This is a genomic window from Paenibacillus sp. cl6col (assembly GCF_900102125.1).
In the GTDB taxonomy this organism is placed as follows: Bacteria; Bacillota; Bacilli; order Paenibacillales; family Paenibacillaceae; genus Paenibacillus_B; species Paenibacillus_B suaedae.
Window position 1 is genome coordinate 473,824 of record NZ_FNAZ01000004.1, and the last position, 25,722, is coordinate 499,545.

The window sequence follows — 25,722 nt, forward strand, 5'->3', positions numbered from 1 at the left end:
ATGGATCAGAAGATGCTGATTGTCCGCGCGCAGCAGGGCGATACACATAGCTTTGCACTAGCGGTACAGCAAATTCAAGACCGATCGTACCGAATCGCATATAGTTATCTACACGATGAGGCCGCCAGTATGGACGCAGTATGCGATGCTGTGGAGAAGGCCCTTATTCATATACAGAAATTGAAAGACCCCGAAAAATTCAACACTTGGTTCACTCGGATTGTCATCAATCAGTGCAAAACCTATTTGCGTAAAAATAAATCGATAGTCTACATAGAGGACGAAGAGGTTATGGGAGTCGCAAAGCGTCCGCCGACGGACGAAATGCTGGATTTTCAGGCTCTTATGGAGCAGCAGCCGCCAATGACGCGGATGCTCATCCAATTGAAGTATGTCCAAGGATACACACTAGAAGAAATTGCAGAGATGACAGATATGCCGCTAGGCACGGTTAAAACGAAAATATATAACACAATTAAGTTGTTTAAAAAGCAAATGATGCCAGAAATGAAGGAGGCTAGATGCTGATGGAATTTAGGGATGAGGAGATCGAAGCAATGTTCGCAAAATTGCCCGAAGTGCCTATTCCACCTAATCTGTCTCAACGGATTGCGGAGCGGATCGAAAATATGGATCGCCGCCGCCATCGGACGAAGATTGTACAGCGCAGCATAGGAACGGTTGCGGCCGGCGTTTTGCTGTTCTCTGGCTCGATCATGTTTGTGCCTTCCTTTGCCGCGTATGCGAAGCAAATCCCCGGACTGGAGGCCGCAGTCAAGTGGCTGGAGGGGGCGGGCAGCTTTATGGGTATCCGCAATGCCAAGGAGCATGGCTACATTCCGGTACAAACCTACCGTACAAAGTGGGGAGAGCGGGAAGTAAGCGTCGATAATTTATATTTGGAAGATGATCGTCTGTTCGTTACGGTTACAATCAAGGGCGAGGATATTGCCGAGGCGCAGCGTTCCCGCCGATTGTATGACGAGTTCGAGGATTATACGGCTACGCTGCCTGAATTTGACGAACACCGATTCTCGGATGGAAGCAATCATACGACTTCCTATCATATTGAATCCGAGGATGAGTCGCGTAAACAGGCTAAAGCAAAAGCGGATGGTATTGTTACTTGGACATATGACATTCCTTTGCTGCCAGAATACGTCGAACAGCTGAAACGAGAAGATAAGGATCGGAAAATAACGATCCGGCTCACAAAAATTAAACGCAATGACGAATACAAAAACATTTATTCCGAATCAGAGGATATTCAGGTTCCGCTCGGTATCAATAATATAAAACCAACTCGTGTGGTCAATCTGGAGCGGACGGCAGAGCAGGCAAACTCGATTGTACAGCAGTTTGCTCTTAAGGATATTACGATCTCACCAACCCGTATGCTGCTGGAGACTCGAACTCGAATTCAAGATGAAGGAAAGGCAGATCTGCATCCAGGGTACGATTGGGATGAGATTGTCCGAGAAAATCTTATTCTGAAAGACGAGACCGGTAAAGTATATCCGATTCGACAGTCTTCAGGATTTAATGATTTGGTGAATGGGGTCAGTCGCAACCAGTGGGAGTTCGTCCCGTCTATTTATTTCGAGAATAAGCCGAAGCGCATGACCCTGGAACTGAAGAGATTGTATGTGACTCAAGCCCGGCCCAATCATACGTTCCGTCTTCGCATGGATGATAAATATCCGAAAAAGATCCAATATCAGGGCAAGGATATAACGATATTAGGCACGGAGTATGACAATAAGGGAGTCCTCCATCTCAAGGTTCAGCCAGATCAAGCGGGAAATAACCCGTTTCAGAGCACATTCTTGACGTATGAGCCTTACTACTTGAAGCTTCAGGGATCAGGATCGAACGAGACTTGGAAGCAATATGACTTGAAGCTGGATACACCAGAGACGAGAGCTATCCCAATGACTGGCAAGCAATTAAACGAAAAATATGAAAGAAATATTACGTTCAATTGGGTATTGGGAACGATTTTTGAGGATAAGGATAAGTGGGGGCAGGAGAAGGTCAAGCAAGATGTTTATGATATTGCGATTATGGCCCCGAAGCTGGACGAATATGAAATATCGCTACGAAGATACAATGAGCCGGTTGAGGTTAATCAGAAGATTGAGTTTACAATCCCGCCGCTCGCAGGAGAACACGATCAAGTAGGCAGCTTGACGGAGGCGAAGCATGGCAAGACGGTGAACGACCTCGATTCTCCCTTGTTAGAGCGCATCAAGCAGGCAGTACGAGAAGTTGCTGGTCGTGACATTGATCTGCATGGAGTCGAGGAATACCGTGGATCAACTTATCATGATGTTACCGTCTATAGTAAGGATAACAAGAGCTATGCCGCTCTTGATGTGAAGCGGGGAACTTTCGATGTGAACATCTCTATGAACTACGCTGAGCTGCCAGATAAGATGAAGCGGATTGTTGAAGCACAAACAGGACTGGACGAAAATCAGCTGGCTGCCCGTATTCAGGACATTACTCGGGCAAAGACAAGGGTCGATCGGGATGTGCATACCTGGATTACAGGAAAAGATATCGACATCGAGATGGAGGGAGAGCGAGTCCTTAGCATGTCTTATGACATTCCGATGGATCAAGTAAGTGCTAAGGCGCTTGAGTCGGCTAAGAAAGCTTCCCTCACCGTTAGAGGGAAAGAAACCCCGATGGCGCTTGCAAGCCGTACGTATCGCTATGACAGCCGTATCGGAATTGCGAAGGATTATTACGATTTAGAGGATCAGGAGCGTGATTTGTCCATTCAGGTTGGCTATAACACTGGACGCATACTGTCCGTTTATGATTCCGACATTTTAGAAACGGGAACGAATGCAACCGAGGCCCTCTTCGACAAATTCTCGAATAAGCAGGTGCTTGACGCAGCGGCACCTGACGTGAAAAGGCTGTTCGGCATTGATCTGAACGGGTATTCGGTTGAGCGATATAACGGTCAAAACTGGTATATCCTCAAAAGAGAAGGCAGTCTGACGATTGAAGGGCAAATGAATCGTTATTCGAAGTTCTACCGCCTGGATATTGATACTAATAACGATATAAATTTAAATTAGACAAGAGAAAAAAAGGTTAGAAAAGCTGACCCGCGAAGCAGAATTCGCTTTGTGGGTCAGCTTTCTGTGTTCATAGGGGTAGTCAGGCTGTAGAAAAAGAAATCCTAATTGTAGAGCTCCCTGCGTACATATCAAAAAGGTGGTGTTTAGGTACAGCCGACATGAGCTATTACGGCCAGGTTTCTTAGTTGGAGCGGGGGGATGCGGTTGATTGGCTTTCTGATATGGGTGTTAAGCTGGGTGTGCCTGTTCTGGATATGGGGCGAGGCATCAGCGCGCAAGGGGAAGCATATTGGTTGTTTATGGGCGCTTGTTGTCTTCCTGCTTGGTCCAGTAGGGATTATTCTCTATCTCATTTTGCGCAACTATGATTAGGGAGAGTTTATCTTTTATCTAAGAATCATTGGGGCAAAGTTTGAATACGGCCAGAAAAAAAAGGAACTGACTCTCTGCATAACTGGATGCAGGGAGGACAGTTCCTTTTGTGCTAACGGTGCGCCTAGGTTGCTTGTGCAGTTGGCGCTGCCTTCGTATAGGTGATAGCTTGGCTGCCCATTTGCTCCCATCCGCGCTTGAAGGCGGCGCGCGTGATACGATCGCGGCGACCAAGCGGATCATGCACGTATACATATTGCTCGTCATAGCCGATCACGAGCAAGGAGTGCTCATAGTAGGTCACTTGGATTGGCCCATCAGCAGTATTCCAAGTGACCCAAGCGTTAGCGGGAACAGAATCGTACAGTGTCGTATGGATTACCCATACTGGCGTTCCTTGTCCAACCGTCCATAACAGATGATCAAAGGAAGTACCGGTCATATCAATGATTCGTCCCGGTAAATACTTCTCCGCGACCTCTGCTATCGGCTCATGATACACCCCGAGACCAGGATTGGCGAACGTGTACATATCACCGACGAATCCGCGATGCGGATTGCCGAAATAAATGCCGCCATTCTTCTTCTCATAAGGCGTTGTATCTTTACGGATATTCTTCGCAAGCTCCATCTTGTCTACCTTCTGACCTGCGGATTGCAAGAGCATAGCAAGCGCAGTCACTTCACAGCCGCGCGGCAGCTCAGGGAGCTGCAAAATAAGCGGTGCTCCATTCAAGCGGATCGACTTCGGCGCAGGCTTCTTCGGATCCCACATCACATGCTGACCGCGGTAGGTGACTCTGCGTCCAGGAACCTGCTTCGCGTAGTTAACGGCGTCTTCCCAGCGGTGGAACAGTGCGGTATAGCTTGTTCCCATCTTGACCGCATACGAGCCGAAGGCATCGTAGGCTAGATAGGAGGACAATTCCTCTCTCCACTCGTTCCACTTCTCTTGTTTAGGCGCCTTCGGTGTCGTGGTCAGCGCGATAACGCCGTCGCTGCTGTAAATATGCCGACCAAACGCTTTACTAGCCGGTCGAAGCGGGACGTAGGTAACTCCGTCCTTCTGGACGGGCAATGTGTTGACAGAGACTGCGGATTTGCTGCCGGATGGGGTCGCGATACTAACCTTGCCTGCCTCGAGCGAATACGTAATCTTCGCGTCGTCTCTTGATAACGTAAGAGTTCGGCCACTCTTATCGACAGCCAGCTCTGCGTCAAGCTTGTCCGCCAAGAAGCGGGCAGGTACAAGTGTCTCTCCCTTCTCTTGATAAGGAGCAGCCTTCGGCTCGGACTCTGCAAGCGGCACCAGATAGCGGCCTACCCTTGCAGTGTTGCTGTACAGCAACAGAACAATGTCATCCGAAGGCGGCCCGAAGGAGAAGGATAGGGAACCTTCCTTGAGCTTAGAGAGAATAAAATTTTGAAAGGGAAATGCACATAAAGCTAGCAATATAAGAAACAGCAGCCATCGATTCAGCTGCCTGACGATTCGCGGCAAAGTTTATACCCTCCTCAGACATACTCCCTTCTTATATCGGCAATGTACCGAGGTTTCATTAGGTACTAAATTTTTTACCCCATTTATCCAATAAATGAACCTTTTATAGAAGATAGTTGTTAATCTAGTAGTGCATGTTCAAGGGGAGCAGCAACTAGCGATGTGTAGGAAAGGTGGAGAACCTGTTGACGGACAGGGAATTTTTCGAACGATACAACAGAGATGTATACAGGACCTGCTACTATATGCTGCGCAATGCCTCGGATGCGGAAGACGTCTGCCAGGAGGTGTTTATGAAGGCGCTCACGTCGGGATGGGAGCAGGTGGAGTTTCTCAAGACGTGGCTCATGCGAATTACGGTCAATCATTGCCTGAATCACTTGCGCAGGAGTAAGTCGAGATGGATGAAGGAGAAGATGCTGCTCTTGTTCCAACGGGAGCAGGTGGAGCCTTCAGTCCTAACTGTAGTCGAACAAAAGGAATCGGAGGACGAGTGGAAGCGGCGCCTCGCGAAGCTGCCTGACAAAATCCGCATCGTCATCACCCTGAGGTATACGAACGATCTGCCGCTTGCCGACATCGCGGAGATTCTGGATATTCCGGTGGGAACCGTGAAATCTCGGTTGAACCGGGGATTGAAGATGATGAGGGTCATATTGGACGAACTGGACGACGACTTGAAGCTGCCGGATGAGAAATCACCCAAGCGGAACAGCAGCTTGGGAAGAAAGGAAGGTGAGGAACTTGGAGAAAAAAACAAACGAAGTAACGAATCTTTCTCAGCAGCTGGGCGATGATGGCAGCCATTCCTACCCGGACTTCGAGGCGATGTGGATACGGATCGAGGCGACCAGAAATGAGCAGGACGAACAAGGAACTTATGCGGCCCCGTTACAGACGAAACCGGTATTCCGCGGGCGCAGGTTGGCTGTGCTGTCAGTGGCTGTGTTTGTGCTATTGGCTACTCCAGTGCTCGCTTATATTACCGGGAAGTGGGATTTTAAAAATCTTAAAGGTGTGGAATCAGCGATCCAACAGGGATACGGGCAGCCGATCAATAAGAAGATTACGAATAGCGGCGTCACATTCACTATCGATACAGCGGTGTCCGACGATAATGGAACCACGCTGTTATACAGCTTGAATACAGGGGATAAGCAGGAGCGCAAATGGATGTTCGACCAATTTGAATTCAAAGACGATAAAGGAAATTCCATAGCGCGTATGGATCTTGTACAGATGATGAAGATGAAATGGGATAATGGCCTCTATTGGCATAATTGGAATGAAGAAAGCCGAACCTACAACGGCTTCTTCGATACGTCCTGGACGGTTCCCGGCAAGGAAGCGAATGTGCAATTGTCAGCGCGCGGGCTGCAGGCGTTCGACTACGTTCGTGTACCAATCGATTTGGATCCGCGCAAGGCAGAGGTGCAGACTTTTCCGATTCATGATGGTGGGATTGAGGAATTGAAGGTACAGTTCGTGAAAGACGGACAAGGGCAAGCACTCCTCAAATATTCTGTTTCTTACACGGATGATTCGAATTTCAACATCGTTGGCCCTCAAATTGTGGTGAAAAAGGAAGGGGGAATGGTAATTCGATCAGGTGATAGGGCGAATAGAATGATCCAGATTGAGGGGCATCTAGAATGGGGTGTACAAGAAGGCTATAGCTCGGACGAACTGCTTCAGGGCGGCAATTCATTCGAATTTGTGTATGGCGTGAAGGGAAGCCATATCGAGGGAGAATGGGATATCGACATGTTCACCTTGAACAAGGAGAAGGCGCTGCAGGCATCAGTGACCCGGGAATTAAATATTCCGCTCCACACGTCGCAAGGAGATTCGATCCTCCGCAAGCTGATTATCAGACCGACAGCGATAAAATTGGAGGTAGAGAATAAGAAAGTATTCGAGTACATTCCATACCGAGAAGTTTCGTTGCTCGTGAACGGACGTAAGCTTGAAGGCTGGGAGATGATACTGGAATATGCCAATACTTCGCTCTATGGATATCGGCAAGCCTTCACGTTTCCGGCAAGGCCCGACTTACGTTTGACCGCGGACACGCCGGTAGAATTGTTGTTGGAACGTGAGATCGAGAAGATAAAGGACTATAAGAAGCCAATCAAGTTGACAGCTATTTCAGATGAAAAGAAAGAAACGCTTGTGAACGTAGAGGGTTATCCGGTCAAAGTAACCTACTATACCAAAAACGGTGACCTGTATGTCGAGAACGAGAGCGAGGATCTAAAGTTCAGCGGCGTTTCTCAGACGTATATGAAACAGGGAGACGAGCGAAAATTCGGGGAAGCCCTGTTTTTCAAATGGGAGGAGAACTGGCTCGATTGGGAGAAATCCAACAAGTACGTAAACGTCTATCGCGGATTTAAGGGACATGAAACAGAGATTTACTTTTTCGAGTTCTTCATTCGACATTGGGATCGGAATATGAAAATAAAGCTGCAATAGGATGAACGATGCTGTCCTCGTCAGGATATGACGTGAGGGCAGCATTTTTTTGCATTCCTTCCAAATTAGTGAACCTAAATGAGAGCGGCTGTGTTAATTAGCATAGAGGCTTGCGCTTAGGGGATCCCATAAAACGCTATCGTGCGGCCTGAATAACAACCAATATCGCTTGAATAAGAGGGGAGAATAACCTATGAAAAATAAGATGAAAGTAACAATCGCTACACTTTGCAGCATTCTGCTGCTAGGTTCCATGAGCGCTGCTGTACAGGCAGCATCGTCGCAATCAATCAATAGCATCACGCTCAAGACGGCAGCAGCCAAAGCGCCGACTGATGCAGAAAAAAAGAAAATGTTCGAAGCGGAGAAGAAAAAGATATTTCAAATCAAAAAAAATCCGGGGGATTTCTATGTTCTATATGTCAGTGATAAAAAACTGAATGGCGGAAGTGAGTTTTTATATTCTTCGGAGTTCCCCAAATTCACAAAATATGAAGACTACAAGAACTGGACAGCTAAATTGAAGGGAGCAGTTATTCAGGAGCCAGAAGGGATGCCAGAAGGATATAAATTCGTAAATGGAGTAATCCAAAATCCGTATACACAGTTCAATGCGCAAGTGAAGGCTGAAGCCAAAGGCAAAGTGGTGTATTCCAAAAAGATAGAATGGGATGAAGCGGGAATGATCAGGCTGGAATATGCCAATGGCAAAAACAAATTGGTGCTGAGTCTGAGAAAGATAGAAAACGGAGTGGAAAAGAAAGCTAAAGAAGGATTCCAGTATGAGTCCGCTGACGAGAAGGCCAAAGAAAATGCTAAACAGCCAAAGAATGAAATCCTTCCAGACATCAATAATTCACTGTCATGGACAGAAAAAGGAGTAAGCTGCACGATTTCCACAAATCCCGAGAATCCTTTGACGAAGGAAGAGATGATCAAGCTTGCGAAAACGATGATTAAAAAATAGTTCTGGAGAGGAGCATTACCCATGAAAAACACAAAGAAAGTAACAATCGCTACCCTTTGCAGCATTCTGCTGCTAGGTTCCATGAGCGCTGCTGTACAGGCAGCATCATCGCAATCAAGCAATAGCATTGCGCTCAAAACGGCGGCTGGCAAAGCTCCGACTGATGCAGAGAAAAAGCAAATGATCGAAGCGGAGAAGGCAAGGATAGTAAAGCTCAAAAAAAATCCTGGTGATGTTTATCTCGTGTATGTCAGCGATAAGAAGCTGAATGGCGATAGTGAGTTTTTATACTATGTGGAATTCCCAACATTTCAGAAATACGAAGACTACGAGAAATGGACTTCTAAATTGAAGGGAGCAATCGTGCAGGAGCCAGAAGGGATGCCAGAAGGATATACCTTTGTTAAAGGAGTAATCCAAAGTCCGTTCAGCAAAAAATTCGAGGCACAAGTGAAGGCTGAAGCCAAAGGCAAAGTAGTATATTCCAAAAAGATGGAATGGACGGAAGCGGGAGAGATCAAACTGGAGTACAAAAAAGGAAAAGATAATATCATTCTCCAAATGCAAACGGTTCATACCGAAGAAAAGGAAGCTAAAGGATACACATACGAATCCGCCGCAGATAGCCAGCATACGGATCGAAATCAAGTTACCTGGTCGGAGAACGGAAAGATATTTTTCCTCTCTGTGAATCCCGAGAATCCATTGACGGAGGAAGATTTAATGGAGCTTGCGAAAACGATGATTAAAAAATGATACTATGCTGAATCCGGCAAAGCATTATACGGACGAGCAGTGAAGAAGGCGCAAGTGAAGCTGGAATTTTGCCCGCAAAGACAAATAAAACAGAAACAGCCATAGTCGTTTCCCCCCGGCTATGGCTGTTTGTTTGCTTAGGTTAGATATCTTAATCTTGTTTATTCAGCATATGGAATACTTGCTCGAGGTTCTTGTCTCCGCTGGACGACGACTTGAAGGGGCCAGAAGAGCATTTAAATCAGAAGAACTTGGGAGGAAAGGAAGGTGGGGGATCTGGAAAAAAGAATAAACGGAATAACAAAACTTTTCCAGCAGTTGGGCGATGAAGGCAACCATTCCTACCCGGACTTCGAGGCGATGTGGATGTGGATCGAGGCGGCTAGGAACGAGCAGGGCGATCGAAGGATCTCTGCCGCTTCGTTACAGATGAGGCCGTTGTTCCACGGACGCCGGTTGGCCGTGTTGTCAGTGGCTGTGTTTGTGTTGTTGGCTACTCCGGTGCTCGCCTATATTACCGAGAAGTGGGATTTTAATAATCATCAAGGTGTGGAATCAGCGATCCAACATGGATTCGGGCAGCCGATAAATAAGAAGGTTACGAATAGCAGCGTCACATTCGCCATTGATACGGCGGTATCCGACGATAATGGTACCACGCTGTTATACAGCCTGAATACAGGGGATAGGCAGGAACGAAAGTGGATATTCGATCAATTCGATTTCAAAGACAGTAAAGGAAACTTCATTGCACACCTGGATGATGTGCAGAAGATGCAAATGCACTGGGGAAAAGGCTACTATTCGCATGCATGGGATGAAGAAACCCAGACCTACAACGGCTTTTTCGAAACGCCTTGGACGGTGCCCGGCAATGAGACGGATATGCAATTGTCTGTGCGCGGGCTGCAGGCATATGACTACGTTCACGTTCCGATTGCTCTGGATCCGAGCAAGACAGAAGTACAGACCTTTCCGATTCACGGCGGCGGGATCAAGGAATTGAAGGTGCAGTTCGTGAAAGGCAGGAAAGAGCAAGTACTGCTCAAATACTCCGTGTCGTATACGAATGATTCGAATTTTAACATCGTTGGCCCTCAAATCGTAGTAAAAAAGGGTGGGAAGAAGGTAGATCGAACGGGCTATAAGATGACTGAATATATTGAGATTGAAGGGCATCCGGAATGGGGCGCGCAAGAAGGCTATAACCTGGGTGAACTACTGCAGGGCAGCAACTCATTCGAATTTGTGTATGGCGTGAAGGGAAGCTATATTGAGGGAGAATGGGATATCGGCATGTTCACCTTGAACAAGGAGAAGGCGCTGCAGGCATCAGTGACCCGGGAAATGAACATTCCGATCCGCTCGGCACAAGGGGGATCGATCCTCCGCAAGCTGATCATCAGACCGACAGCCATGAAATTAGAAGTGGATAATAAGAACGGATTTAGCGGACTTCCGTACAACTCGGTTTCGTTGCTGGTGAACGGTCATAAGCTGGAAGGAGAAGAAACATGGGATTATGCCAATTCTCCGTTAGGTGCTTACAGGAAAGTGTATACATTCTCGACACCCCTTGATTTGCGGCTGACCGTAGACGTGCCGATAGAATTGCTTCTGGAACATGAGTTTGAGGAGATAAGAGACTACAACAAGCCGATCAAGTTGACTCACATTACAGAGCAAAAGAAAGAAACGATTGTGAACGTAGAGGGTTATCCGGTAAAAGTGACCTACTATATGAAAGACGGTGACCTGTATGTCGAGAACGAGAGCGAGAATCTAGAGTACAGCGGCGCTTCTCAGACATACATAAAACAGGGGAATGAGAGGATATACGGGAAAGTCCTATTTTACCAATGGGAGAATAACTGGGTAGATTGGAGGAACTCCAACAAATTCATGAACATCTATCGCGGATTTAAGGGAACCGAAACGGAGCTTTGCTTGTTTAGTTTCGATATTCGACATTGGGATCGGAATTTGAAAATTAAACTGCAATAGGATGAACGATGCTGTCCACGTCATGATATGACGTGAGGCAGCATTTTTTTCATTCCTTCCAAATTAGTGAACCTAAATGAGGGCGGTTGTGTTAATTAGGATAGAGGCTTGCGCCTAAGGGATCCCAAAACACTATAGTGTGGCCTGACTAACATCCAATATCGTTTGAATTAGAGAGGAGCATTACCCATGAAAAACACAAAGAAAGTAACAATCGCTACACTTTGCAGCATTCTGCTGCTAGGTTCCATGAGTGCTGCTGTACAGGCAGCATCGTCGCAATCATTCAACAGCATTACGCTCAAGACGGCAGCAGCCAAAGCTCCGACTGATACAGAGAAAAAGAAAATGATCGAAGCGGAGAAGGCAAGGATAGTACAGATCAAAAAAAATCCTGGGGATATTTATCTCGTGTATGTCAGCGATAAGAAGCTGAATGGCGGAAGTGAGTTTCTATACTATACAAATTTCCCGACATTCACCAAATATGAAGACTACGAAAAATATAGTTCTACATTAAAAGGGCCTATCATACAGGAGCCAGAGGGCATGCCGGAGGGATATACCTTTGTCAAAGGAGAAATCCAGAATTCAATCGGTCGTAAGATATTGGAGGCACAAGTGAAGGCAGAAGCTAAAGGCAAAGTGGTGTATTCCAAAAAGGTAGAAGCGCCAGAGGTGGGAGAGATCAAGCTGGAGTACGCCAAAGGAAATGATAAGTTGTTCATGGAACTCTACACGCTAGAGACAGATAAGAATGCTAAAGACAAAGGGTTCGAGTACAAATCTGCTGACGAATATGATGCAGAAACAAAGAAGAAGTATCCTCAATTCGTTAGAAATTCGGTGTCATGGACGGAGAAAGGGGTAAGATTCACCATTGCCACGAATCCCGGTAATCCATTGGCGAAGGAAGAGCTGATCGAGCTCGCGAAAACGATGATCAAGAAATGATAGGGAATAAGGCCGACAGAAGCTGCAGGTTAGGGTTGCCTGCGGCTTTGGATACGGAAGCAAAGGAGAATGATAGGCGAGATGCGATGGGGTTCGTGGTTGAAGCAAGGCACGATTCTGGTAAGCATTATGGCTCTGGTGAGCGGATGCTTCGGAACGAAGCCTGTGCTGGAGGAGCTTGGTAAGGATGGCCGCGGCAAATTAAAGGTGCTTTACTCTAATGAGGGCGATTTTTTTCGAGAATACGGAAATGTATTTACGCTCAAATTTCCGAATATCGACATCGAAGTGGTCGAGACCAAGGGATTATACCAGCAGATGCAAATCCAAAAAGGTGTTGATTATGGGACGCTATTAACGAAGCTGATCGATGAACAGCAGCCAGATGTGTTGACTCTATCAGCTCCAAGCTATGAAGAGTACGCATTGGACGGCAAATTATATAATCTAGATTCGATCATCAAGCAGGAGCAATTCGATCTGGAAGGGTTCATGCCAGGCTTGATCGATATGGTGAGAGAGCAGGGAGGAGGCGCGCTATTTGGCCTGCCGCCGTTTTTCTATACGGATGTACTCTACTATAATGCCGATTTATTCAAAGCGAATGCGATAGATCTGCCCAAAGGCGGCATGACCTGGAAAGAACTGTTTGATCTGGCTGCGCGCTTCGAAGATGCGGGAATGCCGGGGCTATATGCTGGCTATGAGAACGCGGTTGGGATGCTGAAACGAATAGCGGACACATGGGGCCTGCAGGAATTCGATGCCAAGGGGGAGCATATTCTGCTCGAATCCGAGAGTTGGAAGCAGGCCTATCAGATGGTGACGGATGCAATACGTACCCGCGCACTGCAGGTTCAGAAATCGGATGCGATGTTTCTTCCTTCGTCCAACAATCTCTTCCTGCAAGGCAACGCGGCCATGACCTTCGGCAGCTCAGGCTTTATTAGCGAGTTTAGCGATCCGCAGAACAAGAAGGCAAGCAAGATGGATTGGGGCATGGTTCCTGTCCCTATTGATCCCTCCCACCCAAATGAAACGACTAGTGCAAGGCTCTATGAGTATTTTGCCATTAACGAGCATTCGAGCAATAAGCGGGCCGCCTGGGAATTTGTAAAGTACGTCAACGGACCGGAGATGGCGAAGGCAAGCTCTGCCATCTACTATAAGCTGCCGACGCGAACCGGATTCGTCAAGTCGATTCAGGGCAAGAGTACAGAAGCTTTCTATGCCTTGCAAATAAAAAATATGAAATACGAGTCGGCGATAAAGCGGGTTCCTAATGAATTCTACAGTGCATATGCTCCTTTGCAGGAGGAAGCATTGAAGGCCATCATTGACAAAGAGAAAACCGTGGATGAGGCCTTGACAGAACTACAGCAGAAGGCGCAGGCAGCGCTTCAGAAGGTGCGCCAAGACAAAGTGAAATAAAAGAGATCGTTGAATAGGCGTGTAAAGGAGAAGTGAAGTGGAGAAATGAGGCGAACCGGAAAACGAAAGGCGGCTGTACTGATTCTGCTCAGCATCGTCCTGGTCATAAGCGGATGCTTCGGGAGTAAGTCCGTACCAGATGGGCTTGGCGGTGAAGGCAACGGGAAGCTGAAGGTGTATTATCCCTATGTGGAGGACTTCCATAACAAGTACGGCCAGTTATTTACCAGTCAGTACCCGGACATTGAAATCGAGATCATCAAGTCGGGGAATGAAGGAGAAGACGCATCGGACAAAGTAAGCCCACAGGAAAAGCTGCAGCGCATGATGGAGCAGCAGAAGCCGGACGTCCTTGTTCTCAATCTGGATGAGTACGAGCATTTATCCAGCATGGGCAAGCTGTATGATTTGGAATCGGTGATCAAACAGGATCAATTTGACTTGGACGGTTTTGCGCCCGGTTTGATCGACATGCTGCGCGAGAAGGGTAACGGTTCTCTACTTGGGCTTGCTCCCACGATCTGGGCTCGGTATTTATACTACAATGCGGATATGTTCCAGGAGAAACGTATTGATCTGCCGGTGAACAAAATGCAGTGGAAGGATCTTTTTGAATTGTCTGCAAGATTTCATAACGGCAGGACGGATGAAGATGCTTCCTATGGATTGATCAATAATCAAGCTTCTGATGTATTGCGGGAAGTCGCGGATACGATGGATTTGCAGCTGTTCGATACGGAAGGCAAGAAGGTGCTGCTGCAGTCCGAAGGCTGGAAGCAAGCATTTCAGTTAACGGTTGATGCGATCCGGAAAAAGGCGGTATCCGTTCGTTCGCCGGAGCAGAGCGGCGATCCGGGATCGCGTTATATTTTAGCCATGAACAAATTCGTTAATGGGGAATCCCCGATGATTCTCAATGATTCGTCCTTTGCAGCACACATTGGCGGGTCTTCTTCCAAGATAAATTGGGGCATGGTAACCGTCCCTATCAATCCGGCGCACGCAGATGAGTCCGACAGAATCTCTGCCACGCAAATATTCGCCATTGCCGCCGATTCGGCAAATAAACATGATGCTTGGGAGCTCGTCAAGTTCATGAACGGCACAGGGATTGCGAAGATCATATCCCGTTCAGGAAGAAGTGATTTACCAGCGCGGACGGGATATATCCCAAGAAGCTTGGAAAGAGGCGCTGAATCCATTTATATGCTGAAGCCATCGAAGCATCATACGAACGAGCAGTGGAAGAAGAACATTCCAGACAGCTTCTATCAGGTGTATGAGCCGCTGCTGAATGAAGCGCTGCATGCGGTGGCCGGAGATAAGATGACATTGGAACAGGCGATTGCGGATCTGGAGCAGCAGGCGCAAGCGAAGCTGGATCTTGCCCGCAAGGACAAATAAAGCAATAAACAGCCATAGCCGTAGCGAACGGACTATGGCTGTTTGTTCCAGGATAGGTGTCTTACCTTATTTTTATTTATTCAGCATCTGGAATACTTGCTCGACGTCCTTATCCCCACGACCGGAGATGTTGACGATGATGATCTGCTCTTCTCCAAGCATTGGAGCGAGCTTCAAGGTATGAGCAATCGCGTGTGCGCTCTCAAGTGCAGGAATAATGCCTTCTGTCTTCGACAGCACTTGGAAGGCTTCAAGCACTTCTTCATTCGTTACCGTCACATATTCCGCGCGGCCGGACTCTTTCAAGTGGCTGTGCTCCGGTCCGATACCCGGGTAATCCAAGCCTGCTGCGATGGAGTAGGTTGGAGCAGGATTACCTTCCTCGTCCAAGAGAACAAGACATTTGAAGCCGTGCAGTACACCAGGAACTCCCTTAGTTAAGGATGGCGCTTGATCCGGCTCAACACCGATTAGACGTACAGATCGCTCCTCAATATAATGGGCGAAAGCGCCGATTGCATTACTGCCGCCACCAACACAGGCGATAACGGCATCAGGGAGACGGCCTTCTTTTTCCACAATTTGACGCTTCGATTCTTCGCTAATAATCGATTGGAAATGCTTCACGATAGACGGGAATGGGTGTGGACCGACGGCAGAACCTAACAGATAGAACGTAGACGCATAGTTTTCCACCAGATCATCCAGTGCTACGTCCACCGCATCCTTCAGACGTCCTTGCCCCTTCGAGACCGACACGACCTTGGCTCCAAGCAATTCCATCCGGAATACATTCAATGCCTGACGGCGAATATCTTCTGCTCCCATGTAAATGATGCACTCCATGCCGAACATGGCACATACCGTTGCTGTCGCAACACCGTGCTGGCCTGCCCCTGTTTCCGCGATGATGCGTTGTGCGCCCATGCGCTTAGCAAGCAGAATCTGCCCGAGTACGTTGTTGATTTTATGGGAACCGGTGTGATTCAAATCCTCGCGCTTCAAATAAATCTTGGCGCCGCCGAGCTTCTCTGTCAGATGCTTCGCATAGGTGAGCGGATTATCACGACCTACGTATTCGCGTGCGTACATATTGTATTCTTGGATAAATTCCGGATCGTCCTTGTATTTGTAGAAAGATTCTGCGAGACGCTCCAATACTCCTTGCAATTGGGGCGGTACATAGCTTCCTCCGAACTGCCCGAACATGCCTTGCTCTGTTGATACGGTCATGTGAATTACCCCCTCGGTTCCAATGATTAGCAATAATTTGTCCATATTTTAGCGCACTATCGGGTTAAAGTCTAACATTATTTCTGGTGCATCAGCTCCTTATAGAGATGAAAAAGGGTATAAAGTTCAGGAGGTGTGTCCGAATCTTAGATGATGTGCGTCATATTATTGGAACATGAATGACCTAATGATATAATCAATATGATGAAAACGTTGTCTTTCGATTTGCGTTTTCGATTTGCGTAAGCGCGATCATAAGTTGGCATATGGGGGATCTCCTCTGAACGAGACAGATAAAGTCAGGCTTGAGAAGGTGAGGGAGAAACATGAAATTGTTAGGCGCTATTGAAGGTGGAGGCACGAAGTTTGTCGTTGCTGTCGGTACCGAAGATGGACAAATTCAGCAAATTGAATCGTTCCCGACGACGACACCGGAAGAAACAATGGATCGTACGGTTGCGTTCTTTAAAGATAAAGGGATTAGTAGTATTGGCTTCGGTTCTTTTGGACCGGTTGATTTGAATCCGAACAGTCCCACATACGGACATATTGCAAAGACACCTAAGCCGCATTGGAGCGGATATGATGTAGTCGGACATTTGAAGCGCCATCTTAATGTCCCTGTCGGCTTCGACACGGATGTAAATGGAGCGGCACTCGGTGAAGCGACATTCGGCGCGGCTAAAGGATTGAACAGCTGCTTGTACATCACGGTAGGTACAGGCATTGGGGCTGGTGCTGTCGTGGAAGGCAAGCTGGTTCACGGTCTGCTTCATCCAGAGATGGGACATATTATGGTGAAGCGCCATCCAGAAGATACGTATGAGGGCAAGTGCCCATACCACAAGGATTGCCTTGAGGGTCTTGCTGCAGGTCCGGCAATCGAAGCGCGCTGGGGTGTGAAAGCGTACGAGTTAGGCGAAGACCATAAGGCTTGGGAGCTTCAGACCTTCTATTTGGCACAAGCGCTCATGAACTACATTTTGACGATTTCTCCGGAGAAAATCATTCTTGGTGGCGGCGTTTCCAAGCAATTGCACTTGTTCCCGCGCATTCGCGAGCAAGTGAAGACATTGTTGAACGGATATGTTCAACATCCTGCCATCTTGGAAGTGAACGAGGATTACATCGTGCCTCCAGCATTGCAAGATCGTGCGGGTATTACAGGCGCGCTTGCACTTGCGGTACAAGCATTGAAATAGAGAACCTAGGGAGCGTTCCCCTGGAAAAATAAAAAGAAACCGTTCTTTGCTAAATGGATGCACGATCAGTCATTGGGTGAAGGAACGGTTTCTTTGTGTTTGCGCGATTTGCAGAGGTCCATGTACCTCAGGCCCTCATAGCTGATTAATAAAAGCCAATATGCGATTATTTACTTCTTCCGGGAACTCCCCGTTGATTGCATGGGATGCATTGGGCCAGCATTCGATTTGAATATGAGGGGCATAAGAAGAAGTTTGCCGCACCGCCTTCTCTGAATCATGCATCGCGCTGTTCTTGGCCATGAGTGCTAGAATAGGCACATCGATTGTCCGTAATTGCTCCTTGCTGAACAAAACCGGCGCAGGCAGGCTGATCTTATAATTTCGCATGCCGAGCTCGATTAGTTTGGCAATTGGTTGACTCTCATCCGCTTTGGCTCCTCCAGAGATGTAGCTCAACATTTTCTGACGTATAAACCTGGGTACGATTGGAACCGCTGCCGGAATGGAAGCTGCAATCATCTTCAGCGATAGGGGAGCGAATACAAAGACTGGATCTAATAGACTGATGGAGGCCAATTGCGAAGGGGCATGCCTTGCGAGATTCATCGCTGACCAGCCTCCTATCGATACGCCTACGAGGTGTATAGCCCGTACTCCTAAGCCAGTCAATGCTTCAATAAGCCAGTTGGCTTGATCTACGGAGCTGCGAATCGGTTTACTCTGCCTGCTCATTCCCGGCTCTCCAAGCAGATCGAGTGTATAGACAGGCCTTTCCTTCAGGAGGCCGTGAAGATTCGGTGCCCACATCGGCGTAGATGCCGAGCGCCCTGGCAGCAGCAGGAGGGGCTCCTTCCCCTGATTTTCTGGCTTTGTGAACAAATAGCTTCTTACGCTTCCAAAGGAGGTCTCGATATCCAACGTTTCCTGCGGCTCAGGGAGCAGCTTCATCGCTTCCCAATAAGCTGCTTCAAAGTTCGCCTTCCCCATTTCTGAAACATATCGTCCGATTTTTGAACGGTCATTTCTCCTCTTCATTCTTTCTCTCTCCGCTCCCTAAGAAATGTCGATGAGCTTCTTCAATAAAGTGTTCGCAGTATTCGGTTAGGAACCTATCTTCCTCTGGCCAGTGTTCCTTCTCCTCATAGCTTATCCGGTATGCCTCCCGCATTTCTTGCTTCTCCTTCGTAGCATACCGAACAAAGGAATCCCACCTCTTTCCAAGGGAGTAGCCGGCGTCGCTGACGGGATGAATGCCATTAATCATGAGCATGTAAGCTTCCAAAGTCAGTCCCTTCCACTGCCAATATACCTGGATCGCGGCTTGATCATTTATAATATTCAGTTCGAATATTGCCTTGGCTTCCGTAGGAAGATTCATGTCGATATAGTCCAAGAGAAGATGTTTCCGTTTATTCAAAGTCAGCTTCATGATCGTTTCCACATTGATCGAGTCACTGTTCTCCATGCACGATACCATCGCATCTATGAAAGACCGGTCTGAGCGGAATTCCATTTCTTTTGTGAATAGAAGGCTGCTTTGGCGCTGCAGTATCCGCTTTAGATCTCCTTTATCTTCATACGCAAGGCATTGTTCTTGAATTTCTTTTAGGTTAAAGCCTAAGCTTTTATAAAAAAGAATTTGCTGCAGCTTTACCAAATCACGCTCTCTATAGGTTCTTTTATTGCTGCCTCCGTAGCGCTGAGACGCCAGTAAACCGATGTTATCGTAATACTGAATGGTTCTTACGGTAGTACCGCACAGCTCCGCTAATTGTCCAACTGTGTATTGTAGTTCCTCCAAATCTTCCACCTCCTGCAATTACTTTCCCATATGACGTAGCGTCACGCGCAAGCCTTATTTTTGCTTTCATGCATCTTGGCTGCTTAATCTACGACATCCCTACACTGTCTGATCTAGCATATTTCATCGGATTGCATACTTTTTCCTGCACTAGGGAAAGGTAAGGCGTACTTAGCGTACTTACATACCTTGATGCGATGAGGGGTTGAATCACATGTTCAAATCAGCGTTCGGCGTGTTGCAGAAAGTAGGCAAGGCGCTTATGCTGCCTGTCGCCATCCTGCCTGCGGCAGGTATTTTGCTTGGCATCGGCAATGCGCTGCGCAATCCGGATATGATTGCGAGACTACCTTGGCTTGGAAATAGTGCAGTCAGTGTCATCACGAACGTCATGGAGCAAGCGGGAGGCATCGTATTCGATAACTTATCTCTCTTGTTCGCGGTTGGCGTTGCCATCGGTCTTGCTGGTGGAGACGGGGTAGCGGGCTTGGCGGCCATCGTTGGTTACTTCGTTATGAACGTAACGATGAAGGTCATGATGAACGTTACACCTGATGTTGTGGCTGGCAATTCGGCATATGCTACGATTCAAGGTATTCCGACTCTGCAAACGGGAGTGTTCGGCGGGATTATAATCGGGATTGTCGCAGCTGTTCTCTACCAGCGATTTTTCACGATTGAGCTGCCATCTTATTTGGGCTTCTTCGCTGGCAAACGGTTCGTACCAATTATTACGGCTGTAACCTCGCTCATTATCGGTATCATCATGGTGTTCGTCTGGCCATCTGTTCAACATGGCTTGAATGCCTTCTCGCATTCTTTGCTTGATTCGAATCGAGCGCTGGCCGCGTTCATATTTGGTATTTGTGAGCGGGCACTGATCCCGTTTGGGCTGCATCATATTTTCTATTCTCCATTTTGGTTCGAATTTGGGGAATATATGGACAAGGCAGGGCAGCTCATTCGCGGCGACCAGAAAATATTTTTTGCCCAGTTAAAGGATGGGGTGCCTCTAACAGCCGGAACCTTCATGACTGGTAAATTTCCATTCATGATGTTCGGACTCCCGGCGGCTGCACTGGCAATCTATCATGAAGCGCGCAAGGAGAACAAAGCCGTAGTAGCAGGCTTGATGGGTTCGGCTGCACTAACTTCTTTTTTGACAGGAATTACGGAGCCGCTCGAGTTCTCATTCCTGTTCGTTGCTCCTTTACTATTTGCTGTGCATGTGGTGTTTGCGGGGCTGTCGTTCTTAACCATGCATTTGCTTGGCGTCAAGATCGGCATGACGTTTTCGGGCGGCGTTATTGACTATTTGTTGTTCGGCGTCTTGCAGAATCGAACGCCTTACTGGCTCGTTATTCCGGTTGGGCTTGTGCTCGCCGTCATCTATTACTTTGGCTTCCGCTTCGCAATTCGCAAGTTCAATTTACGAACACCGGGACGTGAAGACACAGCTCCAGCAGCTGCCGCAGCTACGGGGTCAGCCGCCTCCAATGAACTGCCACGCGGCATTTTGAATGCGCTTGGCGGCAAGGAGAACATTGCTTCCCTCGATGCATGTATTACGCGTCTTCGTGTACAGGTGAAGGATTCCGGTGATGTGAATAAGGATCGTCTGAAGGAGCTCGGAGCCTCTGGGGTTCTTGAGGTCGGCAACAGCGTACAGGCGATATTCGGTACGCGCTCTGAAACTATTAAGCATCAGATTAATGAGCTCATCACGCAGGAATCGATGGAGCTGAGGCCTGACGATGGAGATGCAGAAGTTCATCGTGATGCAGATACAGAGCCAAAGGATCGAGACAGTCGTCAGACATCGGATCGCGATACGGGTGATACTCGATAGCGCTTAGAAGAAAGCTATAGAAATAAGGCGTAGAAGTAAGACGTACAACCTGTTTTATATACCTGATTGCTGGCAACCGAATGAGGCAACTGAGAAATACAAGCAGCTTCGAACTGAATGTCAGTGATTGATGATGACTGTCCCCTCACAACTTGAGTTGTGGGGGGATTTTTGATTGTAAGGCTTGTTATCTGGATTCACAACAACATCTCCCAAAAACTTCTCCTGCTTGGTAGGCTCATGATCACAGTAAAGTGTGATGTGTATGTGTAGGTATTGATTAGAAATTTTCCGTTACTACAACATAATCGTTAACCCATTAACATAATATTTGGTTAACAAACTCTTGTCCTTTGAGAAATCATTAGGTAAAATATATTTCTGAAATGTTAACTATATATTTATTTTTACGGTTAACGTTGAGGAGGTGCTGCATATGGTTCCATATATACATACAGACGAGAAACACCATTTCTTAAGAGGGTTATTTATATCCTCCACAGGAACTGGGATAGGGAAAACGATTGTGACCGCAGGAATAGGGGTGTACTGCCGCGAGATATGCCAGCGTCGAATTCGAATATGGAAGCCGGTACAGAGCGGGGTAACCTTAGGTGATCCTGAGGCAGACAGCTATCGTCTGCGAATGGGAAGCGGACTGTTAGAGACACCGGAAGAAGAGATCGTGACATGGACGCTGCCAGATCCGTTGGCGCCATGGATGGCGTTTGAACGGGCGGGGGTTCCATTTGCATTCGGGCGCTTGCTGGAGGAAGGACGGAGACGGCAGGAGGATGGTTCCTTTTTGCTGGTTGAAGGAGCGGGAGGGATCGCAGTACCGTTCAGCGCAGAGTACACGATGGCTGACGCTGCTCGCGAACTGGGTACACCGGTTCTGCTCGTAGCCTCGCCCGGTTTAGGGACAGTAAGCCATACGGTGACAGCAGTGCAGTATGCGAGGGAGCGAGGCATCACGGATATAGCAGTCGTATTCAGCGGACCGCGGTCATTGGCAGATGAGCGAGAGATTGCGGAAAATGCTCGGATGATTGAGGCCATGGCTGGTGTGCCCGTATGCGGGATTGTTCCCTGGCTAATGCAGCCTGCCGATGCTCAAGCAGTGGAAATGGAAGCTTGGGTGGCTTGGCGAGAGCAGTGGCTTGAATCCTTTGTCCGAATGGAGAAAATGATGGATTGGCTGCGGAAGCGGATATAAACGGTACTGGGGACATAACGAAGGATAGACATAGAGATGGATAGACACAAAGATGTAGCACAGTGATGTAGACGCAACGATATAGAGATGTAGACGCATAGATATAGACAAAGATATAAGCACATAGATATAGACGCAGAGGTGCAGGCACAAAAATGCAGACACATAAATGCAGATACATAAATGCAGATACATAAATGCAGATACATAAATGGATAGACATAGATAGATGCAACGTTCTACAGATGGAGCGAAGATGAAATGAGGATGTCACAACCTTTAAGGGAGAGATGAGGATGAAGGAACAGTTGGTAAAGGCGGGTATGGATTGGCGCGGTCTTGCAGCAGAGATCATTGAGGGGAAGGTATTATCGCGTGAGGAGGCGCTATCCATTCTGCAGGCTAAGGATAGTGAGCTGCTTGCCATTATGGATGGGGCGTACCAGGTGCGGCGGCATTATTACGGCAATAAGGTGAAACTGAACTTGATTATTAATGCAAAGAGCGGTTATTGCCCGGAAGATTGCGGGTATTGCTCACAGTCGACTCAATCCGATGCCCCAATCGAGAAGTATACAATGCTGGAGAAGGCTACACTTGTGGACGGTGCGCGCAAAGCGATGGAAATGAAGGTGGGGACGTATTGCATTGTCGCCAGTGGGCGGGGGCCTACGAAGCGGGAGTTGGATCAGGTCGTTGCAGCTGTAGAAGAAATCAAGACGACGATGCCAATGAAAATATGCGCGTGCCTAGGGATACTCTCGCAAGAACAGGCGGATCGGCTGAAGCAGGCTGGCGTTGATCGTTACAACCACAATTTGAATACGAGTGCCGATCATTATTCGCATATCACTTCAACGCACACGTATGAGGATCGAGTACATACGGTGAGTACAGCCAAGGCAGCAGGTATGTCTCCGTGTTCAGGTGTCATTATGGGGATGGGGGAGACTGACGAGCAGTTGGTGGATGTGGCCTTTTCCTTGCGCGAGCTGGATGCAGATTCGATTCCAATCAATTTCTTAAATTCAATACCTGGTACGCCACTGGCTCATCTGAATGAATTGGATCCGCGCCGCTGCTTGAAGGCATTGGCGATGTTCCGCTTCGTCTGCCCATCGAAGGAGATTCGGGCATCCGGAGGTCGTGAAGTGAATCTGCGTTCCTTGCAGCCGTTAGCGCTCTATGCGGCTAATTCCATTTTTGTCGGCGACTACTTGACGACAGAAGGGCAGGAAGCAACAGAAGATCACCGGATGATCGAAGATCTCGGATTTGAGATTGAACGATGCGCGCTATAAGTTCTGGGACTGACCGCTGGGCATGGATGCGCGAGCAATTGGCGGAACGTGAGCAGTTAGGAAGGCTGCGCCAATTGACGCAGACAACTTGGCTGCCAGATGGCTGGGTGAGTCGTGATGGGAAGAGGGTGCTTAATCTTGCCTCCAACTATTACTTGGGGCTGTACCCTTGGATATCTGAGACAATGTGGCGATCGTTGAATGAGGAAGCTGTAGAACTGGGGGAGCCGGGGTTGCGGATCGGGTCTGGGGCTTCGCGCCTCATTACAGGGCATGATCCTCAACATGAGGCATTAGAGCGGGAGATGTCGGATTTCAAGCAGACGGAGGCATGTCTCATTTTCTCAAGTGGATATATGGCTAATGCGGGAATCATCCCTGCGCTTGTTGGTCGTCACGACGTAGTATTTAGTGATCGACTTAATCATGCGAGCATTGTGGATGGGATTGTGCTAAGTCGTGCAGCGCATGTTCGCTACCCGCATCGCGATCTCAATCGACTGGAAGACCAATTGAAGAAGTGGACGGTTGGTGCATCAGGGGCGGGGAGGGCGTCACGCAAGCTGATTGTGACCGATGCGGTGTTCAGCATGGATGGAACAAGGGCATCGCTGGAAGAGCTAGTTATGTTGAAGGAGCGGTACGGTGCAATCCTGATGGTGGATGAGGCGCATAGTGGCGGTGTGTACGGTGCCGAGGGGGAAGGACTCTGTCATGAGCTTGGCATTCATGGGCATGTGGATATCATTATGGGCACGTTCGGCAAGGCTTTCGGGGCAGTCGGTGCCTATGTCGCTGCGGAGGATATTGTGATTAGGTATCTTGTGAACCATGTTCGAACTTTTATCTATAATACGGGTTTGCCGCCGTTTGTGGCAGCGCTTGTGCGCTCACGGCTTAGGGAAGTGCGCGCTGCAGGCCAGGCTCGTTCGAAGTTGATGCATAAGGTGGCGCTCTTTCGTACGCGATTGCAGGCTGGCGGCCTCGACACGGGAGAAGGGGACAGTCATATCGTTCCCGTCATGCTCGGCTCTGATCAGAGAGCAGTTGCGGTAAGCGCGGCTCTGACTGAAGCTGGCGTAGCGGGTCTTGCGATTCGCCCCCCAACTGTGCCGGAGGGTACAGCGCGCATCCGGTTCGCACCGTCTCCGCTGCATCAGGATGAGGAGCTGCTGCGGGCAGCAGATAGGGTTGTGGACGCTGCGAATCAATGGCAGGAAGCGTAACACGCTGATCGGCGACAGTAAAGGATATAAACTTAGAAATATAGAGGATAAAGATGCAAAACTAGAAATTAAAAATTGATGCGGGATAGAGCATGAAGATAGAGGTTGATATATGGATGAAGAAAGAAGAAAGCGATGGCATGAAATATGTATGCTATCATACCGTCCATGCTGAAGGGGATATGGGGAGGATGGAGATTCAATCGACAAGATTTGAAAAAGGCTGCATGCAAGTTGCGGCATCATTGAAGCTCCCATTTAAACCGAAGCTGTTATGGGTACATGGCTGGGGAATGTCCTCTTCGGTGTGGAGGCATCTTGCAGCGATGCTGCCTGAGTTCGAGCATCGTTATGTGTCGTATGCTGATGCGAGTACAGTTGCAGAGCTGCTGGCTGCGGTTCGACGGCCGTTTGAAGATGAGCCGGAAGGGGAATGGCATGCGATTGGTTGGTCGATGGGCGGCATGCTGCTGCTAGAGCTGCTGACTGAATGGCGCGAGGCATCGGACATCGGGCTGAATAAAGCGTGGGAGCAAGATCAAGGGCAAGAGCAGGAGCGAAAGCAAAGGCAAGAGCAAGAGCAAGAGCAAGTGCAGGTACATGAACAAAAGCAGGAGAAAGAACTGGAGAGTCATCGAGAGCAAGAGCAGATGCTAGAGCCAATGGAAGAACAAGTGCAAAACCAAGTGCAAAACCAAGTGCAAAACCAAGTGCAAAACCAAGTGCAAAACCAAGTGCAAAACCAAGTGCAAAACCAAGTGCATGAGCAGGAGCGAAAGCAAGAGCAAGAGCAAGTGCAAGAACAAAAGCAAGAGCATGAGCGGGGGATTGGGCGAACAGGTTGCATGGGCGACTATGTCGCAGCTGTTCGCCTGCCCGTTGTGCGCAGCGTCATTCTGACGGGAACCACGCTGCGCTTCATTGACGACACA

The 25,722-nt window shown here is 48.2% G+C and carries 20 protein-coding genes and 1 pseudogene; 17 read left to right on the forward strand and 4 right to left on the reverse strand.

The window, feature by feature from the left end; translation table 11 throughout:
- The 3 genes from BLS15_RS13935 (at window position 1) to BLS15_RS29010 (ending at window position 3,467) form a co-directional block, all read left to right on the forward strand.
- On the forward strand, window positions 1–528 hold the full coding sequence (locus tag BLS15_RS13935) for an RNA polymerase sigma factor (RefSeq protein ID WP_005543265.1): 528 nt from the start codon (window positions 1–3) through the stop codon (window positions 526–528).
- Complete coding sequence (locus BLS15_RS13940; protein ID WP_021252274.1) at window positions 528–3,092, forward strand: DUF4179 domain-containing protein; 2,565 nt, start codon at window positions 528–530, stop codon at window positions 3,090–3,092. The genes BLS15_RS13935 and BLS15_RS13940 overlap by 1 nt, the downstream gene beginning before the upstream one ends.
- A 201-nt stretch (window positions 3,093–3,293) precedes the next feature.
- On the forward strand, window positions 3,294–3,467 hold the full coding sequence (locus BLS15_RS29010) for a hypothetical protein (protein WP_155987356.1): 174 nt from the start codon (window positions 3,294–3,296) through the stop codon (window positions 3,465–3,467).
- A gap of 124 nt (window positions 3,468–3,591) precedes the next feature.
- On the opposite strand, the gene BLS15_RS13945 is transcribed toward BLS15_RS29010, so the two are convergent.
- Window positions 3,592–4,968 carry a C39 family peptidase gene (locus BLS15_RS13945; protein WP_021252272.1) on the reverse strand — a complete coding sequence of 459 codons (1,377 nt, stop codon included), beginning with the start codon at window positions 4,966–4,968 and terminating at the stop codon, window positions 3,592–3,594.
- 245 nt (window positions 4,969–5,213) lie between these two features.
- On the opposite strand from BLS15_RS13945, the gene BLS15_RS29015 reads away from it, so the two are divergent.
- The 8 genes from BLS15_RS29015 to BLS15_RS13980 all read left to right on the forward strand — a co-directional run bounded on the left by BLS15_RS29015 (window position 5,214) and on the right by BLS15_RS13980 (window position 14,959).
- Window positions 5,214–5,765 carry an RNA polymerase sigma factor gene (locus BLS15_RS29015; RefSeq protein WP_175460776.1) on the forward strand — a complete coding sequence of 184 codons (552 nt, stop codon included), beginning with the start codon at window positions 5,214–5,216 and terminating at the stop codon, window positions 5,763–5,765.
- Entirely contained in the window at window positions 5,704–7,443 is a 1,740-nt protein-coding gene (locus BLS15_RS13950) for a DUF4179 domain-containing protein (RefSeq protein ID WP_231515203.1), read from the forward strand. Before BLS15_RS29015 ends, BLS15_RS13950 begins: the two co-directional genes overlap by 62 nt.
- A gap of 193 nt (window positions 7,444–7,636) precedes the next feature.
- Complete coding sequence (locus BLS15_RS13955; protein ID WP_028533642.1) at window positions 7,637–8,410, forward strand: hypothetical protein; 774 nt, start codon at window positions 7,637–7,639, stop codon at window positions 8,408–8,410.
- A gap of 21 nt (window positions 8,411–8,431) precedes the next feature.
- Window positions 8,432–9,166 carry a hypothetical protein gene (locus BLS15_RS13960; protein WP_028533643.1) on the forward strand — a complete coding sequence of 245 codons (735 nt, stop codon included), beginning with the start codon at window positions 8,432–8,434 and terminating at the stop codon, window positions 9,164–9,166.
- Between the two features lie 267 nt (window positions 9,167–9,433).
- On the forward strand, window positions 9,434–11,170 hold the full coding sequence (locus BLS15_RS13965; protein ID WP_231515204.1) for a DUF4179 domain-containing protein: 1,737 nt from the start codon (window positions 9,434–9,436) through the stop codon (window positions 11,168–11,170).
- 189 nt (window positions 11,171–11,359) lie between these two features.
- Window positions 11,360–12,124 carry a hypothetical protein gene (locus tag BLS15_RS13970; protein WP_028533645.1) on the forward strand — a complete coding sequence of 255 codons (765 nt, stop codon included), beginning with the start codon at window positions 11,360–11,362 and terminating at the stop codon, window positions 12,122–12,124.
- 81 nt (window positions 12,125–12,205) lie between these two features.
- Window positions 12,206–13,555 carry an ABC transporter substrate-binding protein gene (locus tag BLS15_RS13975; protein WP_028533646.1) on the forward strand — a complete coding sequence of 450 codons (1,350 nt, stop codon included), beginning with the start codon at window positions 12,206–12,208 and terminating at the stop codon, window positions 13,553–13,555.
- 45 nt (window positions 13,556–13,600) lie between these two features.
- The gene (locus tag BLS15_RS13980) at window positions 13,601–14,959 is read left to right on the forward strand and encodes an ABC transporter substrate-binding protein (protein WP_090512071.1); all 1,359 of its coding nucleotides are present in this window, start codon (window positions 13,601–13,603) and stop codon (window positions 14,957–14,959) included.
- A 72-nt stretch (window positions 14,960–15,031) separates the two neighbouring features.
- On the opposite strand, the gene trpB is transcribed toward BLS15_RS13980, so the two are convergent.
- On the reverse strand, window positions 15,032–16,192 hold the full coding sequence (trpB, locus tag BLS15_RS13985; protein ID WP_028533648.1) for a tryptophan synthase subunit beta: 1,161 nt from the start codon (window positions 16,190–16,192) through the stop codon (window positions 15,032–15,034).
- 326 nt (window positions 16,193–16,518) lie between these two features.
- Here trpB and BLS15_RS13990 point away from each other — a divergent pair, with 326 nt between their 5' ends.
- The gene (locus tag BLS15_RS13990) at window positions 16,519–17,394 is read left to right on the forward strand and encodes an ROK family protein (protein WP_021252261.1); all 876 of its coding nucleotides are present in this window, start codon (window positions 16,519–16,521) and stop codon (window positions 17,392–17,394) included.
- Between the two features lie 135 nt (window positions 17,395–17,529).
- On the opposite strand, the gene BLS15_RS13995 is transcribed toward BLS15_RS13990, so the two are convergent.
- Both BLS15_RS13995 and BLS15_RS14000 read right to left on the reverse strand, forming a co-directional pair.
- A complete protein-coding gene (locus BLS15_RS13995) occupies window positions 17,530–18,432 on the reverse strand; it encodes an alpha/beta fold hydrolase (RefSeq protein WP_090512076.1) in 903 nt (300 codons plus the stop codon).
- Complete coding sequence (locus tag BLS15_RS14000) at window positions 18,416–19,198, reverse strand: MerR family transcriptional regulator (RefSeq protein ID WP_021252259.1); 783 nt, start codon at window positions 19,196–19,198, stop codon at window positions 18,416–18,418. Before BLS15_RS14000 ends, BLS15_RS13995 begins: the two co-directional genes overlap by 17 nt.
- Before the next feature lie 214 nt (window positions 19,199–19,412).
- Here BLS15_RS14000 and ptsG point away from each other — a divergent pair, with 214 nt between their 5' ends.
- The 5 genes and pseudogenes from ptsG to BLS15_RS29965 form a co-directional block, all read left to right on the forward strand.
- The gene (gene ptsG / locus BLS15_RS14005) at window positions 19,413–21,047 is read left to right on the forward strand and encodes a glucose-specific PTS transporter subunit IIBC (RefSeq protein WP_021252258.1); all 1,635 of its coding nucleotides are present in this window, start codon (window positions 19,413–19,415) and stop codon (window positions 21,045–21,047) included.
- Window positions 21,048–21,483: 436 nt separating this feature from the next.
- On the forward strand, window positions 21,484–22,263 hold the full coding sequence (gene bioD, locus BLS15_RS14010) for a dethiobiotin synthase (protein ID WP_090512079.1): 780 nt from the start codon (window positions 21,484–21,486) through the stop codon (window positions 22,261–22,263).
- A 296-nt stretch (window positions 22,264–22,559) separates the two neighbouring features.
- Window positions 22,560–23,564 (forward strand): biotin synthase BioB, encoded by a 1,005-nt coding sequence (bioB, locus tag BLS15_RS14015; RefSeq protein ID WP_021252256.1) that lies wholly within the window; start codon window positions 22,560–22,562, stop codon window positions 23,562–23,564.
- Window positions 23,552–24,790, forward strand: a complete 1,239-nt coding sequence (locus tag BLS15_RS14020) for an aminotransferase class I/II-fold pyridoxal phosphate-dependent enzyme (protein WP_254777340.1) — start codon at window positions 23,552–23,554, stop codon at window positions 24,788–24,790. Before bioB ends, BLS15_RS14020 begins: the two co-directional genes overlap by 13 nt.
- A gap of 712 nt (window positions 24,791–25,502) precedes the next feature.
- Window positions 25,503–25,556: pseudogene (locus BLS15_RS29965) on the forward strand (hypothetical protein); the annotation flags it as partial.
- Between the last annotated feature and the right edge of the window lie 166 nt (window positions 25,557–25,722).

Bases quoted from the DNA above. Each gene is read 5' to 3' on its own strand.
- BLS15_RS13935 (WP_005543265.1), top strand. From the start codon at position 1: ATGGATCAGAAGATGCTGATTGTCCGCGCGCAGCAGGGCGATACACAT.
- BLS15_RS13940 (WP_021252274.1), top strand. From the start codon at position 528: ATGGAATTTAGGGATGAGGAGATCGAAGCAATGTTCGCAAAATTGCCC.
- BLS15_RS29010 (WP_155987356.1), top strand. From the start codon at position 3,294: ATGCGGTTGATTGGCTTTCTGATATGGGTGTTAAGCTGGGTGTGCCTG.
- BLS15_RS29015 (WP_175460776.1), top strand. From the start codon at position 5,214: ATGCTGCGCAATGCCTCGGATGCGGAAGACGTCTGCCAGGAGGTGTTT.
- BLS15_RS13955 (WP_028533642.1), top strand. From the start codon at position 7,637: ATGAAAAATAAGATGAAAGTAACAATCGCTACACTTTGCAGCATTCTG.
- BLS15_RS13960 (WP_028533643.1), top strand. From the start codon at position 8,432: ATGAAAAACACAAAGAAAGTAACAATCGCTACCCTTTGCAGCATTCTG.
- BLS15_RS13970 (WP_028533645.1), top strand. From the start codon at position 11,360: ATGAAAAACACAAAGAAAGTAACAATCGCTACACTTTGCAGCATTCTG.
- BLS15_RS13975 (WP_028533646.1), top strand. From the start codon at position 12,206: ATGCGATGGGGTTCGTGGTTGAAGCAAGGCACGATTCTGGTAAGCATT.
- BLS15_RS13980 (WP_090512071.1), top strand. From the start codon at position 13,601: ATGAGGCGAACCGGAAAACGAAAGGCGGCTGTACTGATTCTGCTCAGC.
- trpB (WP_028533648.1), bottom strand. From the start codon at position 16,192: ATGACCGTATCAACAGAGCAAGGCATGTTCGGGCAGTTCGGAGGAAGC.
- BLS15_RS13990 (WP_021252261.1), top strand. From the start codon at position 16,519: ATGAAATTGTTAGGCGCTATTGAAGGTGGAGGCACGAAGTTTGTCGTT.
- BLS15_RS13995 (WP_090512076.1), bottom strand. From the start codon at position 18,432: ATGAAGAGGAGAAATGACCGTTCAAAAATCGGACGATATGTTTCAGAA.
- ptsG (WP_021252258.1), top strand. From the start codon at position 19,413: ATGTTCAAATCAGCGTTCGGCGTGTTGCAGAAAGTAGGCAAGGCGCTT.
- bioD (WP_090512079.1), top strand. From the start codon at position 21,484: ATGGTTCCATATATACATACAGACGAGAAACACCATTTCTTAAGAGGG.
- bioB (WP_021252256.1), top strand. From the start codon at position 22,560: ATGAAGGAACAGTTGGTAAAGGCGGGTATGGATTGGCGCGGTCTTGCA.
- BLS15_RS14020 (WP_254777340.1), top strand. From the start codon at position 23,552: ATGCGCGCTATAAGTTCTGGGACTGACCGCTGGGCATGGATGCGCGAG.